This window comes from Pseudomonas sp. HN2, assembly GCF_020736465.1.
Classification (GTDB): Bacteria; Pseudomonadota; Gammaproteobacteria; order Pseudomonadales; family Pseudomonadaceae; genus Aquipseudomonas; species Aquipseudomonas moraviensis_A.
Genome location: NZ_CP085885.1, coordinates 2567967 through 2585036, shown reverse-complemented (window position 1 = coordinate 2585036; position 17070 = coordinate 2567967). Strand labels below are relative to the sequence as shown.

15 protein-coding genes are annotated in these 17070 nt (G+C 61.2%); 6 read left to right on the top strand and 9 right to left on the bottom strand.

The genetic code is table 11. The features are described from left to right. Positions 1-4: 4 nt before the first annotated feature. Positions 5-496, top strand: a complete 492-nt coding sequence (locus tag LIS66_RS11360; protein WP_227974284.1) for an AAA family ATPase — start codon at positions 5-7, stop codon at positions 494-496. A 17-nt stretch (positions 497-513) separates the two neighbouring features. Here LIS66_RS11360 and LIS66_RS27945 read toward each other — a convergent pair whose 3' ends face one another. From LIS66_RS27945 to LIS66_RS11345, 3 genes are all read right to left on the bottom strand, one after another. Further along, positions 514-660 carry a hypothetical protein gene (locus LIS66_RS27945; protein WP_416220751.1) on the bottom strand — a complete coding sequence of 49 codons (147 nt, stop codon included), beginning with the start codon at positions 658-660 and terminating at the stop codon, positions 514-516. 282 nt (positions 661-942) lie between these two features. Continuing rightward, complete coding sequence (dctA, locus tag LIS66_RS11350; RefSeq protein ID WP_227974283.1) at positions 943-2250, bottom strand: C4-dicarboxylate transporter DctA; 1308 nt, start codon at positions 2248-2250, stop codon at positions 943-945. 102 nt (positions 2251-2352) lie between these two features. Beyond that, positions 2353-3522: a mandelate racemase/muconate lactonizing enzyme family protein gene (locus tag LIS66_RS11345; protein WP_042610192.1), complete on the bottom strand. Its 1170-nt coding sequence runs from the start codon at positions 3520-3522 to the stop codon at positions 2353-2355. A 98-nt stretch (positions 3523-3620) separates the two neighbouring features. Here LIS66_RS11345 and LIS66_RS11340 point away from each other — a divergent pair, with 98 nt between their 5' ends. Next, positions 3621-4496, top strand: a complete 876-nt coding sequence (locus LIS66_RS11340; RefSeq protein ID WP_042610191.1) for a LysR family transcriptional regulator — start codon at positions 3621-3623, stop codon at positions 4494-4496. 1136 nt (positions 4497-5632) lie between these two features. Here the strand turns inward: LIS66_RS11340 and LIS66_RS11335 are convergent. Further along, complete coding sequence (locus LIS66_RS11335; protein ID WP_227974282.1) at positions 5633-6601, bottom strand: oxidoreductase; 969 nt, start codon at positions 6599-6601, stop codon at positions 5633-5635. Between the two features lie 87 nt (positions 6602-6688). Between LIS66_RS11335 and LIS66_RS11330 the strand changes: the two genes are divergently transcribed. Together LIS66_RS11330 and LIS66_RS11325 are read left to right on the top strand one after the other, a co-directional pair. Then, positions 6689-7609, top strand: coding sequence for an AraC family transcriptional regulator (locus LIS66_RS11330; RefSeq protein WP_227974281.1), 921 nt, complete (start codon positions 6689-6691; stop codon positions 7607-7609). Positions 7610-7660: 51 nt separating this feature from the next. Next, entirely contained in the window at positions 7661-8113 is a 453-nt protein-coding gene (locus tag LIS66_RS11325; RefSeq protein WP_227974506.1) for a thiol-disulfide oxidoreductase DCC family protein, read from the top strand. Here LIS66_RS11325 and LIS66_RS11320 read toward each other — a convergent pair. From LIS66_RS11320 to LIS66_RS11310, 3 genes are all read right to left on the bottom strand, one after another. Next, positions 8096-8593: a DUF2269 family protein gene (locus LIS66_RS11320; protein ID WP_227974280.1), complete on the bottom strand. Its 498-nt coding sequence runs from the start codon at positions 8591-8593 to the stop codon at positions 8096-8098. The two genes, LIS66_RS11325 and LIS66_RS11320, sit on opposite strands and share 18 nt — an antisense overlap. A 1-nt stretch (position 8594) precedes the next feature. After that, complete coding sequence (locus tag LIS66_RS11315; protein WP_227974279.1) at positions 8595-9722, bottom strand: saccharopine dehydrogenase family protein; 1128 nt, start codon at positions 9720-9722, stop codon at positions 8595-8597. Positions 9723-9862: 140 nt separating this feature from the next. Beyond that, positions 9863-13615, bottom strand: coding sequence for an autotransporter outer membrane beta-barrel domain-containing protein (locus LIS66_RS11310; protein WP_227974278.1), 3753 nt, complete (start codon positions 13613-13615; stop codon positions 9863-9865). 252 nt (positions 13616-13867) lie between these two features. On the opposite strand from LIS66_RS11310, the gene LIS66_RS11305 reads away from it, so the two are divergent. Both LIS66_RS11305 and LIS66_RS11300 read left to right on the top strand, forming a co-directional pair. Beyond that, positions 13868-14083, top strand: a complete 216-nt coding sequence (locus tag LIS66_RS11305) for a PLD nuclease N-terminal domain-containing protein (RefSeq protein ID WP_042609659.1) — start codon at positions 13868-13870, stop codon at positions 14081-14083. A gap of 257 nt (positions 14084-14340) precedes the next feature. Beyond that, positions 14341-14817, top strand: coding sequence for a hemerythrin domain-containing protein (locus LIS66_RS11300; RefSeq protein WP_227974277.1), 477 nt, complete (start codon positions 14341-14343; stop codon positions 14815-14817). A 203-nt stretch (positions 14818-15020) separates the two neighbouring features. Here LIS66_RS11300 and LIS66_RS11295 read toward each other — a convergent pair whose 3' ends face one another. Then, positions 15021-15947: a LysR family transcriptional regulator gene (locus tag LIS66_RS11295; protein WP_227974276.1), complete on the bottom strand. Its 927-nt coding sequence runs from the start codon at positions 15945-15947 to the stop codon at positions 15021-15023. Next, positions 15944-16918, bottom strand: coding sequence for a quinone oxidoreductase family protein (locus LIS66_RS11290; protein ID WP_064361912.1), 975 nt, complete (start codon positions 16916-16918; stop codon positions 15944-15946). Before LIS66_RS11290 ends, LIS66_RS11295 begins: the two co-directional genes overlap by 4 nt. Positions 16919-17070 lie beyond the last annotated feature (152 nt).

The window sequence follows — 17070 nt, the reverse complement described above, 5'->3', positions numbered from 1 at the left end:
TCCGATGCCAACACCTGTGCTCCATCTCTTGTGCGGCAAAATCGCTGCCGGAAAATCCACGCTGGCCCGATCATTACAGGCTGAACACTCAGCCATCCTGCTCAGCGAAGATCACTGGCTGGCCAGGCTTTACCCTGAGCAGATCAATTCGGTTGCCGACTACGTCCGCCATGCGAAGCAGATCCGTCAGGTTCTCGGCCCGCTGGTAACGGACATGCTCGCTGCGGGAGTTGCCGTGGTGCTGGATTTCCCGGCCAACACCCCGACTGACCGGCAATGGCTGCGCGGCCTCGCAGACGCGGCGCAGGTTGCTCATCGGCTGCACTACCTCGAAGTCGACGATGACACCTGCCGGCGCCGACTGCATCAGCGCAATGCACGCGCCGAGCATGAGTTCGCGGCGACCGACGCCGAGTTCGATCTGATCACCAACTACTTTCGTGCCCCGGATGTTTCGGAGGGGATGGTCGTTGAAGTTCATCGACTTCAGACCTGAAGGTGTCGGCTGGCTAATCAGGCAGTCATTTCCCGATTGATCGCAACCATCTGCTCGCGGGTGAACTCACTGTTTGGCGCCATGAATCGGGCCATCAAGGCATCACGGTTCAGCGGCGCGCGGGCCTTGTCCGCAGCTTCGAGCGCCTGCTTCAGTTCCGGCAAAGTCAGTTCGGTGCAGTAAGCCGGTGTCCCGGGTTGTTGACGCCATGAGTCCGGAAGGCTGCACGCAGCAAGCGCTGCGGATAGTAATTGGAGGTGTCGATGACCACGAGTTGCTCAGGAACCTGGCTCAGCGTCTGCTTCAAATCAGGGCGAAAGGAATCGACAAGATGATCACGTCGACGTCCGATTCGAGTGTCAACCTGGGGAATCCAATACGGTATCGATCAGTGCCTCTGTCAGCGATCCGGATCGCCAACAGAGGAACACCGCACGCTTGGCGAATTACTTGTGCACCAGCAGCGACTTGCGCGCTGCCTTGTCCTGCTTCATGGCGGCGATTTCCCGCTCGCACGCTTCGACATCGAACGACTTGTCCCATTTGGCGATGGCGATGGTGCCGATGCCGTTACCGATCAGGTTGGTCACGGCTCGCGCCTCGTTGAGGAAGCGGTCAATGCCCAGCAGCAACACTAGCCCCACCAGCGGTATCGAGTGAATGGTAGTGAGGGTGGCCGCAAGTGTCACAAACCCTGCTCCCGCCACACCGGCCGAGCCCTTGGACGTGAGTAGAAATACGCCGAGCAGAATCATCTGATCCATGAAGGTCAGCGGCGTGTTGGTCGCCTGGGCAATGAAAATCGCCGCCATGGTCAGGTAGATGCAGGTGCCGTCTGCGTTGAAGGTGTAGCCCGTCGGCAGGACCATGCCGACCACTGATTTCTTGCAGCCGAGCTTTTCCAGTTTGACCATCATTCGCGGCAGTACCGCTTCGGTCGAGCAGGTGCCCAGGGTGATCAGGATTTCATCCTTGAAGTAGCGCAGAAACTGCATCAACGGCATGCCCGACCATCGCGCCACCGCACCCAGCACCACAACAATGAAAATCAACGTGGTGATGTACAGCGCGACCAGCAACTGCCCCAGCGACAGCAAAGTGCCGATCCCATATTTGCCGATGGTGAACGCCATGCCAGCTCCGGCACCCAGCGGCGCCAGGCGCATGACCATCGCCACGATCTTGAACAGGCCTTGCAGGAACAGATCGATGGTGTTGATCAGCGGCTTGCTGCTTTCGCCCATTTGCACCAAGGCGACGCCCATCAGCACCGACAACAGAATCACCTGCAGCATGACGCCGTTGGAGAAGGCGCCGAGGAAAGTATGCGGAATGATATTGAGGAAAAATTCGACGAGACCGCCCTGCTCGCTCGCCGCCTGGCTGTATTTGTTGACAGCACTGCCATCGAGTGTGCCGGCGTTGATGTTCATGCCGGCGCCGGGCTTGACCACGTTGACTACGATCAGGCCGACCACCAGAGCGATGGTGGAAAGAATCTCGAAGTAGATCAGCGCTTTCACACCGATGCGACCGACCTCCTTGATACTGCCCATCTTGGCGATACCGACCACCACCGTGCCGAAAATGATCGGCGCCAGGAGCATTTTGATCAGCTTGATGAAACCGTCGGCGAACGGCTGCAGCTTGGCGCCGATGTCCGGCACGAAGTAACCGATGGCAGCACCAATGACGATGCCGATCAGCACCTGCACATAGAGCTGGCTATACCAGCGCGATTTTGAAGTTTCCACGGAAGCACCTCATTTTATTGTTGTGGTGGGCATGTGGCTTTGGCGTCGAGGATGACGCTTGAAAGTGCGGCCTCGGCAAACGAGGCCGCAGATGAAACTGAATCAGCCCTCGCCCAATTCACGCATGACGGCATACAGCGCAGACTTGGCTTCGAAGCCGACACCCGGGATCTCCGGCAGCCCGACATAGCCGTTTTCCACGCGGATACCGTCGGCAAAACCACCGAATGGCTGGAACACGTCCGGGTACGATTCGTTGCCGCCCAAGTGCAGACCGGCGGCAATGTTCAGCGACATCTGGTGACCTCCATGCGGCACGACGCGACGCGAAGACCAACCCAGCTCTTCCATCACTTTCAAGGTGCGCATGTACTCGACGAGCCCGTAGGACAGCGCGCAGTCGAATTGCAGGTAGTCGCGGTCAGGGCGCATGCCGCCGTGGCGCAACAGGTTGCGAGCATCCTGGTGAGAGAACAGGTTTTCGCCGGTGGCCATCGGCAGTTCGTAGTGATTGGCCAGCTCGGCCTGGAGCGCGTAATCCAGCGGGTCGCCGACTTCTTCGTACCAGAACAGGTTGTACTTCTTGATCGCTTCGGCATACGCGATACCGGTCTGCAGATCGAAGCGGCCGTTGGCGTCGACCGCCAGGCGCTGGCCGTCGCCCACCACCTCCAGCACCGCTTCGATGCGGCGGATATCTTCGTCCAGCGGCACCGCGCCGATCTTCATCTTGACCACGTCGTAGCCACGATCCAGATAGCCCTGCATTTCGGCCTTGAGTTTGCTCTGGTCCTTGCCCGGGTAGTAATAGCCACCCGCCGCATACACCCAGACCTTGTCATCAGCCACGCCATCGCGATAACGATCGGCAAGCAGGCGATACAGCGGTTTGCCTTCGATCTTCGCCACCGCATCCCACACCGCCATGTCGATGGTGCCGACCGCTACCGAACGCTCGCCATGCCCACCGGGTTTTTCGTTGGTCATCAGGGTTTTCCAGATGGCGAACGGATCGAGGTTATTGTTCTCATGATCGATCAGGGTTTCCGGGTCGGCTTCGGTGATCCGCGCCAGAAAACGATCACGCATCAACGCGCCCTGACCGTAGCGACCGTTGGAGTTAAAGCCGTAACCGATGACCGGTTTGCCGTCGCGAATCACGTCGGTAATGACCGCGACGACCGAGCAGGTCATCTTCGAAAAGTCGATGTAGGCATTGGCGATCGGAGAAGCGATGGAGACAGTTTTTTCACGGATATCGACGATACGCATGACGGGTTCCTCTTGTTGTGGTGGCCCAACGTTATGCTTTGCGACGACACCCGCCCAATGCTATTAATGCCGCGCCCTATGCACAGGAGGCATTGCCCTTGGAACTGGTTTGGCTTGAGGATTTTTCCGCGCTGGCCGAGTACGGCAGCTTTGTCCGGGCCGCCGAAGCGCGCCATGTGACGCAGCCGGCGTTCAGTCGCCGAGTGCGTTCGCTGGAGAACTGGATGGGCGTAGAACTGTTCGTGCGCACCCCGCAAGGCGCGACATTGACCGAAGCCGGCAGGCAGATTTTGCCGAGTGCCCAGGAAGCGGCCAGACGCCTGTACCGCATGCGTTCCGAAGCACAGGAAGTGGCGGGCATGGCGGCAAAAACCTTGCAGTTCGCGGCCACTCATTCGCTGTCATTCACCTTCTTCCCGCGTTGGTTGCGCAGTGCCGAAAAGGGTGCGCCGATCGATGCGGTTCGCCTGCATTCCGACAGCATGGCCGTGTGTGAACAGATGCTGATTCATGGCCAAGTGCAGTTCCTGCTGTGCCATCGCCACCCCGACGTACCGCCGTTGCTGGCGCCTGATCAGTTCATTGGCAAAAAGGTCGGCGAGGATGTGCTCATGCCGCTGGCGAGCGCTTCGGCGCAATTCGGCACTTCGCCCGAAACCCTCCCCTATCTGGCCTACACCCACGAATCGGGCCTGGGCCGAATCGTCGCCCACAGGCTGCACGGCAAAGCCGATTATCTGCACTTGAAACCGCTGTTCAGCAGCCATCTGGCGGCAGTGCTGATGTCGATGGCGCTGGAAAGCAAAGGCGTCGCCTGGCTGCCGAAAAGCCTGACCGAGCAGGAAATGGCCGATGGGCGTCTGGTCAGGGCACTGGATGAAAGCTGGGACATTCCACTGGAAATTCATCTGACTCGCCCGACGGCTCCGATCAGTCATTCGGCGGAGGAATTCTGGGCGAAGCTGGGGGAGTGATCTGACCGGGCTGAAGCGCGATGGCGGTGCACAGGCGTGACGAGCGTAGGCGAAATGTTGTGTCTGGGTACGACTTGATTACCGCGGCGCGGCAGCCCCTCACCCCAGCCCTCTCCCGAGGGAGAGGGAGCCGATTTGGGCGCTGTTCAAATCCTGAGTTCGGCTCGGTTGCAAAGGGTCGGCGTGTCCCGGTTATTTATTGTGGTTCGGCTTGAATGAAGTGCTGAGATTGAAGCCCAAGCCCCTCACCCCAGCCCTCTCCCGAGGGAGAGGGAGCCGATTTGGGTGCTGTTCAAAACCTGAGTTCGGCTCGGTTGCAAAGGGTAGGCGTGTCCCGGTTATTTATTGTGGTTCAGCTTGAATGAAGCGCTGAGATTGAAGCCCAAGCCCCTCACCCCAGCCCTCTCCCAAGGGAGAGGGAGCCGATTGGGCGCTGTTCAAATCCTGAGTTCGGCTCGGTTGCAAAGGGTCGGCGTGTTTCGGTCATTTATTGTGGTTCGGCTTGAATGAAGCGCTGAGATTGACGCGGCAGCCCGTCACCCCAGCCCTCTCCCGAGGGAGAGGGAGCCGATTTGGGTGCTGTCCAAATCCTGCGTTCGGCTCGGTTGCAAAGGGTCGGCGTGTTTCGGTCATTTATTGTGGTTCGGCTTGAATGAAGCGCTGTGCTTGACGCGGCAGCCCCTCACCCCAGCCCTCTCCCAAGGGAGAGGGAGCCGATTTGGGCGCTGTTCAAATCCTGAGTTCGGCTCGGTTGCAAAGGGTCGGCGTGTCCCGGTTATTTATTGTGGTTCGGCTTGAATGAAGTGCTGTGCTTGACGCGGCAACCCACCCCAGCCCTCTCCCGAGGGAGAGGAAGCCGATTTGGGTGCTGTTCAAATCCTGAGTTCGGCTCGGTTGCAAAGGGTCGGCGTGTCCCGGTTATTTATTGTGGTTCGGCTTGAATGAAGTGCTGAGATTGAAGCCCAAGCCCCTCACCTCAGCCCTCTCCCGAGGGAGAGGGAGCCGATTTGGGTGCTGTTCAAAACCTGAGTTCGGCTCGGTATTTCAGGTCGGCGTACCGCTACTGAACACCTCGGTCAGTCCCCTCTCCCTCCGGGAGAGGGTTAGGGTGAGGGGCTTTTGGCCTTTGACTCGGTTCATGCCACCGTGAGCCCCGTCCATTGCTCCGAAACCGCCCAGAGTCGCTCCGCCAACCCGGCATCCGCCGCCCATTTCGCAACACCCTTGCGACCTGTTTCAGGGTCATTGATCGGCGCAACATTGCAGTCTTCGCAATACACACCACCCAAATCCGCAAGCACTCCACTGGTCGCACACCACAACCCGGTAGCGGCGCCCTGCTCGACAGTTTTCAAACCGTTGTGCGGATCCAGCCGTGGCCGACCCTGTTCATCCAGCGCATCGAAGGCGGCGAGTTCCGCCGTGCTCAAGTGCCGTGCCAGATCCGTGAGAATCTGCCCCGGATGCAATGAGAACGCGCGAACGCCATGGCTACGTCCACGCTGATCGAGGGCGATGGCAAACAAGGCATTGGCGGTTTTCGACTGGCCATAAGCGAGCCATTTGTCATAAGGCCGCCGCAGGAAATCGATGTCGTCAAACTCCACCCCGGCAATCTGATGCCCGCGTGAAGACACCGACAGCACCCGCGCCTGCCCAGACTTGACCAGCACCGGCCAGAGCCCGCAGGTCAGGCGATAGTGGCCCAAATGATTGGTCGCGTACTGGCTCTCGTGGCCGTCGGCATCGCGCAGCAACGGCGCGGCCATGACTCCGGCGCAGTTGATCAGCCACGACACTGGCTGACCCGCGCTGACCAGACCTCGGCTGAACCCCGCCACCGACTCGGCCTGCATCAGATCCATGGGCATTACCCTGACGCCGTCAATCCCGGTCAATGCCGCCTCTGCTCGCGCGGTATCTCTGGCCGGCACAATGACCTGCGCCCCGGCCGCAGCGAGGCTTTTCACCGTCAGCAGACCCAGGCCGGAATACCCGCCCGTGACCACGGCAAGGTGCCCGCGCAGGTCGATGCCGGCCATGACTTCGGCCGCTGTGCTGGCGGCGTTGAACGGTGATTGCACAGGTAGTTGAAGGGTAGCCATGGGCGTAATCCTGAGTGAGCTATCGAAGGCCTTCATTCTTGGCTAAGCTCTGCGGACGAACCAGTCTGATAAATCCAGGTTTCTGTCGTGATCATCCAAAATCCTGCTGGCGATCCACTCTCTGCCGTATTGGCGCTCTCTGAACTGCGCGCAGCCTGTTCGGTTCGTTTGCAGGCGGGTGGCATCTGGGCGCTGCGCTTTCAACCCATCGAACTGAAATTCAACGTGGTGCGACGAGGCGAATGCTGGCTGCGCATGCAGGGTCTGCCGGCGCAGTTGCTGCAGGCCGGCGACTGTTTTGTGGTATCGCGCACGCCGTTCATTCTCGCCAGCGGCGTCGATGTCGAGGCAGTGAACGCAGCGGATGTTTTCGCCCATGACGGTGCCTCGGCGACATTCGGCGTCGGCGAGGGAGTCGAGTTGCTGGGAGGCAGCGTGTCGTTGTCGGGTCCAGGCGCGACGGAGCTGCTTGAGGTGCTGCCAACCTCGCTGATCATTCGCGCCGAGACCGCGGGTGCTTCGTCGTTCGGTTGGCTGCTCGATGAACTGGGCCGCGAATGGCCTTCGCAGCAGGCCGGCTCGCAGGCAATGTGCAACGACCTGCTGCGACTGATCTTCATCCATGCGTTGCGTCATCACATCAACAGCGCCGATGCCGAACAACTGGCCTGGCTGGGCGGGCTGCGGGAGCCAGCGATTGCCGGCGTGTTGCGCGCCATTCACGCTGCTCCGGAACAACCCTGGCGACTGACGCAAATGGCCGAAATAGCGTGCATGTCGCGATCGGGTTTCGCTGCGCTGTTCAAGACACGCATGGGCCTGGCACCGGTCGAATACGCCACACGCTGGCGGATGCGCGTGGCCGCGTTTCGCTTGCGCAATGGTCGGGACAATGTGGCGACTGTCGCCGCTTCGCTGGGCTATTTATCCGACGCGGCTTTTGGCGCCGCCTTCCGCCGGGTGCATGGAATATCGCCGGGGCAATACCGCCGCGATCCGTCGCTATAGAACAAGCGCCGGTTGATCGAGGTTATGATCGCGACAACCGCCGCCAAGGACATGCCTGCCATGAAAACCCGCCCTACCCCCGCGCCATTGCTCGAGCCCGGCGAAACCGTGGTGCTGTTCGACGGCGTGTGCAAGCTCTGCAACGGCTGGGCGCGCTTTCTGATACGCCATGATCAACAGCGTCGCGTGCGTCTGGCGGCGGTGCAATCGCCCGAGGGCCAGGCCTTGCTCGCGTGGGCCGGTTTGCCGCTGGATGAGTTCGACACCATGGCGGTGATTCGCGACCGGCATTACTGGGAGCGTTCCGATGCGTTTCTGGAAGTGGTCGGGCAATTGCCGGGGCGCTGGCAGCCACTGAAACTGCTGCGGATACTCCCACGCGGGCTGCGCGACTGGGCTTACGATCGCATCGCCCTGAACCGCTATCGGCTGCTCGGCAAGTACGACACCTGCCTGCTACCAACAGCGGATCATGAAAGCCGTTTTCTAAAGGCCCACGGCTGATCCGATCAGTTGCAGCGGCGTCATCTTCGTCACCATCATCAGCACGATGACAAACATTCCGGCGAACCCGGCGATGCCCATCCAGAACCACCAGCGGTACGTGCTCGCGTAGCGATCATCCAGAAGCTGGCCACCCTCGCCCGCGCTCAGCGCCATGCTCTGCAAACGCTTTTGCAACACCAGCACCGGCAGCCACAGCGCGCCCACACAGAAGAAAATGATCAGCGAAGTCAGCAGCCATTCAGTGCTCATCGACAGCCCCGAAAGGCGCATCAGCAGATAGCCGGTGGTGACCTGCACAAACCCCGCTGGCGTGGTGATCCACGTATCAAAGCGCACCACCATCCGTGCGACATGGGCGATCACTTGCGGGTTGCCGCTGCGGCTGGCGGCGATCAGGTAGAGGTAGGAGCCCATGCCGAAACCAAAGAGGAAAATCGCCGCGATTACATGCAGGTATTTCAGACAGAGATAGAGCATCTCAACGCTGCCCTTCGGCGAACTGCACCGACAGACTCAGATTGGCGGGATCGTTGATCGCCGTCAGATATTCCTCGACGCTGATCTCGCCAACGCACGGCCGCGCGCCGGCCTGCGGTACATAACCCCGGGCCATTTTGCAGGCGAGGGCGACGGCGGCGCAGCTGGGGATTTCCGGGCCTTTGTCATTCAGCGCGGTGAGTTGCGCGGTCATGCTCAGCGGCTGGCCGTCGACACCAGTGCCGCGAACATCGATGTACATCGCGCTTTTGCCATCACCGAAACGCTCGAACCACGTGCCCAGTCGATGCAGGCGCGCCGCCCAGCGCCGATGATCGCGCACCAGACCGAAGCGCAAGGCCTGCGCCAGCAAGGCGTTGGCGACACCGCCGAGTTTCAGGCCGGCGCCGGCCTTGAAGCGCAGCGTCTGTGCCCCATAGCGGCGAGCGAAAATATCCATGTCCGGCACATCGACATTGGCCAGCACCCGCTTGCCCAGTTGCGGCATGCTGCGCAGGGTCAGATCGAGCCAGCCCAATACTTCGTGAGTCTGGCCATTCTTCAACTGCCTGATCGGTTTGCCGGCATAAGCGAGCACGCCTTCGACCGTGGACAGCCCAGGCATCTTCGCCGAGGAAGAAATGCCATGCTCGATCGAATCGATCCGCGCAAAACGCGAGCGCTGCTGATCGATGATCGCCGAAGACAAGGTCGGCACCGAGCTGCAGCCGCTGAGCAGCGCCACCCCAGCCTCCTTGGCGCGGGCGTCAAGCACATCGATGCCGTTGACGAAGGTGCGGCAGTCAGCCAGATCGCAATAATTCACACCGGCGCTGATGCAGTTTTCAGCAACCGCGTAGGACTGCCCTTGAAACGGCCCGCCGGTGTGCACCACCAATTGAATATTCAGCTCGCGCAACGCCGATTGAAACCCCGCGCCCAGCGCATCGCCGCACCAGCCTTGGCTGGTACGGCCCGATTGCGCTTGCAGCTCTTCGACCTTGCGCTGCAACTTGCGCGCATCGCGGCCCGACAACACCAACTCAATCTCTGGCATCTGCGCCAGATGCCGACAAACGATACTGCCGAAATTGCCGTAACCACCGACGACCATCACCCTGAATGCCATTGCCCTTTCCCTGTTTCAGCCCAAACGTGGCGCAGAGGATATAGGCCGCAGCGGTGATCAGAAATTTATTTTGAAACCCAGCATTGCGTCATAACCATGGCTGTCGCCGTCAAAGCCCTGCCGATAACCGGCGGACGCGGTCAATGTCGTGCGTTGGTTGGCCTGACCCCGACATTGACCTCGCCCCACGTGCCCTGAATGTCCGACTCGAACGGGATGTAACCCGACTCAGAGGAAAACTCAGTCTTCGGTTGGCCCTTGAACTCATGCCAGACGCTGGGGCGGATCCACGCGTTGGTGCGCCGTGCGGTTTTGTCGACGCCCTCGGTTTCCCAGTCCCTGGCGATGCGCACGCCGGCGCGGCCAACCAGCGAATCGACGTCCTTGAAACGCACCTTGGCGCCGGCGTCGTCGCTGCTGTCCAGGTCGACGTAGCTGTAGATCGCCTGCAACTGCGGCTCGACATACCAGTTTTTATCGAACTCATAGGGATAGCCGTTTTCCAGCGAGGCGGTATAGCCCCAGCCACGGGTTTTCAGTTTTTCCAGGTCATTGGGCTTGGCTTCGATGTCGAAGCGATTGACCTGCACCACGCCGTCCAGATACCAGCCGGACGGGCCGAAGTGCGTCCAGTAGGCGCCGACACCGTAGGCACGCAGCGTGTCTTCGCCGGCGGCGCGGCGCGTGTAATGGCTGACGCCGGCATTGATGGTGCCCGCCGACAGCGACAGGCCCGCCTGTTCGTGACTGCCATCGGCGCGGACTTTGCGATAGAGGTCGGTGCCGACCTGGAATGCGGTCAGGTCGTAGTTGTATTCCGGGGTATTGCCCAAGGCGTTTTTGCGATCGCCGTCCTGTTTGCCGCTGCGATAAATCACACGGCCCCAGCCCATCGATGGCGCCAACGTCGACTCATCTTGTTTGGGCAACGGCTCGCCACGGTTCAGGCGTTCTTCGCCAACCCGTTCGTGAAGTGTGTCGACCATGGTCCGGCCGTAAACCAGCGCCAGCGCGGGCACGGCGCCGTAGAGCGACACCTCGGGCCGATAATTGGGTACCGGCGCCGGGCCGGGATCGGGGGCCGGATCAGGGCTTGGGCCGGGTGGACCGGGTGGAGCCGGCGGGCTCGGCGGTGTCAGCGCATCCGAACGCAAGAACCAGGTATCCCGGGCGCTGCCATCCTCGGCGCCTTGTTGCAGACGATATTCATATGGCCCGGCGACCACACGGCGGGCGAGGCGGAAGGCGTTGGCGTCGCTCGCGGCTTGGGTTTTATTCAGCAACTCGACCACAGCAATGCCATTGCCCTGGGTCAGATCGCCCTGCCCACCGACATTGCGCACGACGACACCGGTGGCGCCGCCGCTGGCGGTTGCCGTCGAGTCCACCACCAGCATGTCGGACAGGCTATTGGTTCCGCCGCCGTTGAGCGTGGTGTTGAGCAGCACCCGCCCGCCGTTCGAGACAAATACCCCGCCGCCATCGGTGCCAGCGCTGTCGGCGCCGCTGATCAGCAAGACATTGCCAACCGTGTTGCCGCCCGCCGCCAGATCCAGCGTGCCGCTGTTGCTGAAACGACTGACGCCGAGTATCTGCCCCTGCACGGCGCCGCCCGGTGTCGGCGCGTTGGCGGTTTGCCCCAACGGCAGATAAGCGCCGCTGCTGCTGAAGTTGACGATGCCGCTGGCCGGTTGCGCCGCCAGTTGAATCAGGCCGCTGTTGTCGATGCTGCTGGAGCCGGCCGTGCCGAGGTTGCTGATGGCGACGTTCCAGCTGTCGCGAATGCCGCTGCCAGTGCTGTCGAAGAAGTCGCGCAGAATCCATGTGCCGCTGTTGGCGATTGTGCTACTGGCGCTGACGGCACTCACTGAGCCGGTGATCTGCCCGGTGTTGTTCAACGCGAAGGTGCTGCCCGGCGTGGTCGCATCGGCGCGCACCGCCGAATCGCTGAGTGCACCGATGGCTCCGGCGTTGTTCAGGGTTTGCGTGGCGCCGCCCAGGGCAACCCCGCTGCTGTCGGCCCAGCCACCTTGCAGGCTCGCACTGTTGCTGACGCTGACGTTGCCGCCCTCGGTCAGCGCATCAATGGCCGAGGAGCCGGTCCCGCGTGCGCTGATCGCGCCGCTGTTGCTCACCGTCACATCCGCCGCGCCGCTGGCCTGGGCGACAATGCCCTGACTGTTGCTGGCCCCGAGCGTCTGGATCGCCCCGGTGTTGACGATGTTCTGTGCGCCACTGACCGACAGCGTGCGAACGCCACGCTGCTGATCGCCACGCGCGACCAGTTCACCGCTGTTGCTGATATTGATCGTGCCGAGGCCGCTTCCGCCGTTGAAGGCGTTACCGGCCAGCAGCGCCGCGCCCGCGCCGTTGACGTCGATCAGCGGGCCGGTGAAGCGGATGCCGACATCGCCGCCGAGGGTCAGCGCTTGGATCCCGAACGCGCCGATACCGCTGCCATCGCCTGTTCCGGCGTCCGAATGGGTGATGATCGTGCCGCCAGCATCGACGTTCACCGTGCCGGTGGGTAACTGCGTCGAAGCGTAGATGCCGTTGCCATTGCTGTGCAGGGTTTCGATGCGATCGCCGCGATAGTTGACCTGAACGTTGCCACCGGTCGAGTCCACACGGATGCCGCCGGCGCCGAAGCCGCTGGCGAACAGGTCGCCGGAATAATCGATCAGAACGTTATTGCGCTCGGCACTGACGATGATTGCGTAGGCGCGGGTGGTGTCGGGGCTACCGAAGACATTGATGTTGCCGCTGCCGGTGACGCTGGCATCGCCGGTTCCGCGCTTGATGATGTAGATCGCCCGCGAGCCGGCGGTATTGGCGGTGCTGCCAACGTTGAGTTCGGCGTTGTTTTCGATACTGATCGAACCGGTCGCGCCGACGTTGTCATTGGCGTAGATGCCGTGAGCAGCGCCACCGGTGGTGGTGATTGCGCCGTTATTGACGATGGCGATGCTGCCGGCTGTCGAGAACGAACGAATGCCGAATCCGTTCAAGCCATTGGTGCTGATCGTCCCATTATTCGTCAGGCTGGTGTTGCCGCTGCCGCCCTCGGTGAAGATCCCGAAAGCGTTCATGCCGACACTCTGCACGTTGGCCGCGCTGACCACGTTAGTGTTGCCACTGACTGCGCGGGTGTGCACGCCGGCGTGGTTGCCGATGCCAGCGGTCGGCAAGGTTTCATCACCGATCGGCGGGCCGGCGGAGAGCGCATCGTCGTTGTTGACCAGAATGCTCACCCCGGCGCCGACATTGACGTTGGTCGCGCCGCTGCCAGTGGCCTTGGTCCAGATGCCGTTGCCACCGAGCAAGGTGATCTGACCGCTGCCCTGATGGTTGAGGTTGATCGCCCCGCCGCCGCTGCCATTGATGTCGATGCCGTCGTGCTCGTTGCCGACGACGGTGTTGAGGATATTCAGGGTGGTGCCGGGGGTGACCGAGAATGTTGACGAACCTGTGCCGGCGTTGGTGATTGCCAGAGCGTCCAGCCCGTTGCCACCGACGTTGACCGTATTGGCTCCACCATCGAGCGTCAGGCTGGCATTGCCGCTGCTGCCGATCACGTTGGCGAACACGGCATTGGCCGCCGTCGGCGGTGTGCTGTTGATCGTGGTACCGCTGAGGCTCAGCGTCGAGTTGGCGTTGTTGCCTCTGCTCAACAGCGAAGAACCAGCGGTGGTGGTTATGGTCGTGCCGGGTTGGGTGGCGATGGACGCGTCGACGCCGGCAGCGGGAAGGCAGGTTTGCGAAACGCTATAAGCTCCGGCCGCCAGTGGCCCGCAAGCGGCCTGTGCGTCACTCAACAGCAGGGCATTGGCCATGCCGACCAGCAAGGCGCTGCGCATGAAGCGAGGGGTGCGATGCCCATGAATACCGTCCATTGAAAACCTCCCTGTCTCACGCTGAATGCCTGCGTAAACTGTGGGAGCGAGCCTGCTCGCGAAAGCGGTGTGCCAGTTTCAAATGATGGTGCCTGACACTGCGTTTTCGCGAGCAGGCTCGCTCCCACAGGAACGTGCGGTGTCCGCGCTAACAACTCTAGTCGGTATTTTCAGGTGAGCGCCGCCGGGCAAAAAGAATGAACCCAACGCCCCTCTCATCGCCTAACGCACAGACCATCAGGAGTTAAGCCTATGCAAATCGAAACCGTGTGGATCGTGTTGGCGGTCATTCTCGTGCTGATCGAGCTTTGGGCCATCAACCGGGTGCGCAAAAGCCAGGGGAAATCCAGTAGTAAAGGCGTGTGGATCGTGCTGATCGTGTTCGTGCCGCTGTTCGGCCTGATCGCCTGGGCACTGGCGGGACCCAAGCATGTCGGGCGGATTTCGCCTTCACAGGCCAACCGCTGAAGCACGAGCGCAGGCCTGTCTCAAGCATCATCCACAGCCCGGCATTTGCCGGGCTTGTTATATGCAATGTCCGCCGAGCGGATATCTTGCAGGCTGCACGAAGGCGTTCTGCCTGCTTCTGCGCCAGCCCTTGATTTACGCGGGTTGCGCTTGATCGCCGAGTTGGCATGAGTCCTGCGATAGCCTCTTACTGAATACACAGCAGCGCAAAAAAAAGAACGCTGTGTTCAATCCGTGAAAAGCAGAGGCGACAAAAAATGAATGCCATCGACCTTCTCAAAGCCGACCATGAAAAAGTCAAAGCCATCCTCAGCCAACTGAGTGAATCCACCGACCGTGCGCTGAAAAAACGCGTCGAGTTGCTGGGCAAACTGGAAATGGAAATCACCATCCATACTCGCCTGGAAGAGGAAATCCTGTATCCCGCGTTCAAGGAAGCCGGCAGCAAGGAAGAAGACATCATGTACTACGAAGCCAAGGAAGAGCACCGCACCGTGGATTCGCTGGTGCTGCCTGATCTGAAAGAGACGGATCCAGGCACCCCGGAATTTGCCGGCCGGGTCAAAGTGGTCAAGGAACTGCTGGAACACCACATCGAAGAGGAAGAAGAAGAGATGTTCCCCAAAGCGCAGAAGCTTCTGGGCAAGGCCAAGCTCGAGGAACTGGGCGCACAAATGGAAGCCTTGAAGGCAAGCCACAAAAAGGAAATGGCGGCGAACAACATCGCCGCGTAAAGCGCTGAAGTTCCCGAGGCCCGGCAGCAATGCCGGGCTTTTTTTGTGCGACGACACTGGATTTCCTATATAGGCGCAATCCCTGTAGGAGTGAGCCTGCTCGCGATAGCGTCAGGTCAGCCAGAGCATCTATGACTGAAACTCCGCCTTCGCGAGCAGGCTCACTCCTACAGGGACGGGGGTAGCGATGAAGGCTGGGGTGTTCAAACGGCCCAAGGTGGCGCCGGATCGAATTTCGCTTCGATCCATTCCTTGAACGCCACCACTGCCGCCGCTGGAAACCGCGATGAAGGTCTGACCAGATAGACCCCTCCCGCCGAATCCAGCTGCCAGTCGGGCAGTACCTGGATCAACCGCCCTGCCGAAAGATCGCGGCTCATCAGCCAGTCGCCAGCGCCGAGTATGCCGGCGTCGGCGCGGGCGGCGGCGAGGAGGGATTCGCTGTCGCTGGCGGTCAGGTTGCCGCGTGGCGTGATGGTCTGCAGTTCATCGCCGCGATGCAGGCGCCACAACGGGAACGACGCCAGCCCGCTGAAGCGCAGGCAATTGAGCTGCAATAGATCCTGCGGTGTTTGCGGCATGCCGTGCGCCTCGATGTAGGCTGGCGATGCGCAGAGAATCCGGCGATGGTCACTGAGCTTTTTCGCGATCAGCCGATTGTCGTCCAGTTCGCCGATGCGGATGGCCGCGTCGAAGCCTTGCTCAATGATATCGACGAGGCCTTCGCTGTAATCGGCGACCACTGAGACGTGCGGATGGGCCTTGAGAAACTCCGGCAACATCGGCCCCAGCCACAGGCGCCCCATCGCCGCCGGCAAGGCCAGACGCAACGTGCCGCGCACTTCGCTGGCGCCCTGCACCGCTTGTTGCTGCGCCTCGTTCATCAGCTCGACGGCTGCGCGCAGGCGCTGTTCGAGTTGCAGGCCGGCCTCGGTGATGCGCACGTGTCGCGTCGAGCGCTCGACCAGCCGCACACCCAAACGTTTTTCCATCGCAGCAAGGCGCTTGGAAACGATGGTCGGATGGCGCTGCAACAAACGCCCCGCCGCGACGAACGAGCCTTGTGCGGCGACGGCGAGAAAGGCAGCGATCTCATCGCTGTGCGGATTGCTCAGAACATCCAGATTCATGGTTTTAGAATGATTGCCCCCGATGATCGCCCCGACTCCAGATCGGCATGCGCTTGTGCCGCGTCGGCCAATGGATAACGCGCACGGATCTGCGGCGTGATGATACTGGCAGCAACAGCGGCCAACACATCTTGCGCACGTTCCTGGTATTCGGCTGTTGTAGCGGTATGCGCTGCCAGCGATGGACGGGTCAGGAACAGCGAGCCCTTGGCATTCAGGGTGGCGATTTCCACCGCTGCCGGCGCGCCGGTCTGCGCGCCAAACGAGACCATCAGCCCACGTGGACGCAAGCTGTCCAGCGACGCCTGAAAAGACACCCGGCCAATCGGGTCATACACCACGTCGACCTTGCGCCCCTCGGTGATACGCATCACATCGGCGGCGAGGGTCTCGGCATTGAACACCAGCACTTCGTCACAGCCCGACGCGCGAGCCTTGTCGACACTGGCCTGTTTCGACACCACACCGATCACCGTCGCGCCAAGGTGTTTGGCCCACGGCACCATGATTTCCCCCAGACCACCTGCGACACCATAAAGCAACATTGTCGTGCCCGGCCCGACCGGGTAAGTCGCTTTCAGCAGGTATTGCGCGGTGATGCCCTTGAACAGCACCGCCGCCGCGTCTTCGAACGACAGTTCATCGGGGATTTTCACCAGACGCTCTGCCGGAAACAGCCGCGCCGAGGCGTAGCCGCCCAAAGGACCGGTAGCATAAGCGACCCGATCACCGACCCGCACATTGCTCACACCGGCGCCGACAGCCGCGACCCGCCCCGCGCCCTCCAGACCGAGCCCCGACGGCAATGCCACCGGCACCGCGCCTTTGCGTTGGCTGACATCAAGGTAATTGACGCCCACCGCCTCTTGCTCCAGCCAGACTTCGCCAGGCCCGGGGGGTTGCTCGCTGACCGTTTGCAGTTGCAGGACGTCCGGAGCGCCGGTTTCGGTGAAGCGGATTGCGTTGACCATGTTCATCTCCGTCCAGTCATTAACCGTTGAGCTCACTGTGAAAGCTGAGGTTCAGATGAACAAGTCGGGTTGGATGCAGTTCATTGCTGCACATCATGCAGCTATTCGAACATAAAAAAGGAGCGGCACTGATGCCACTCCCCATGGAAACG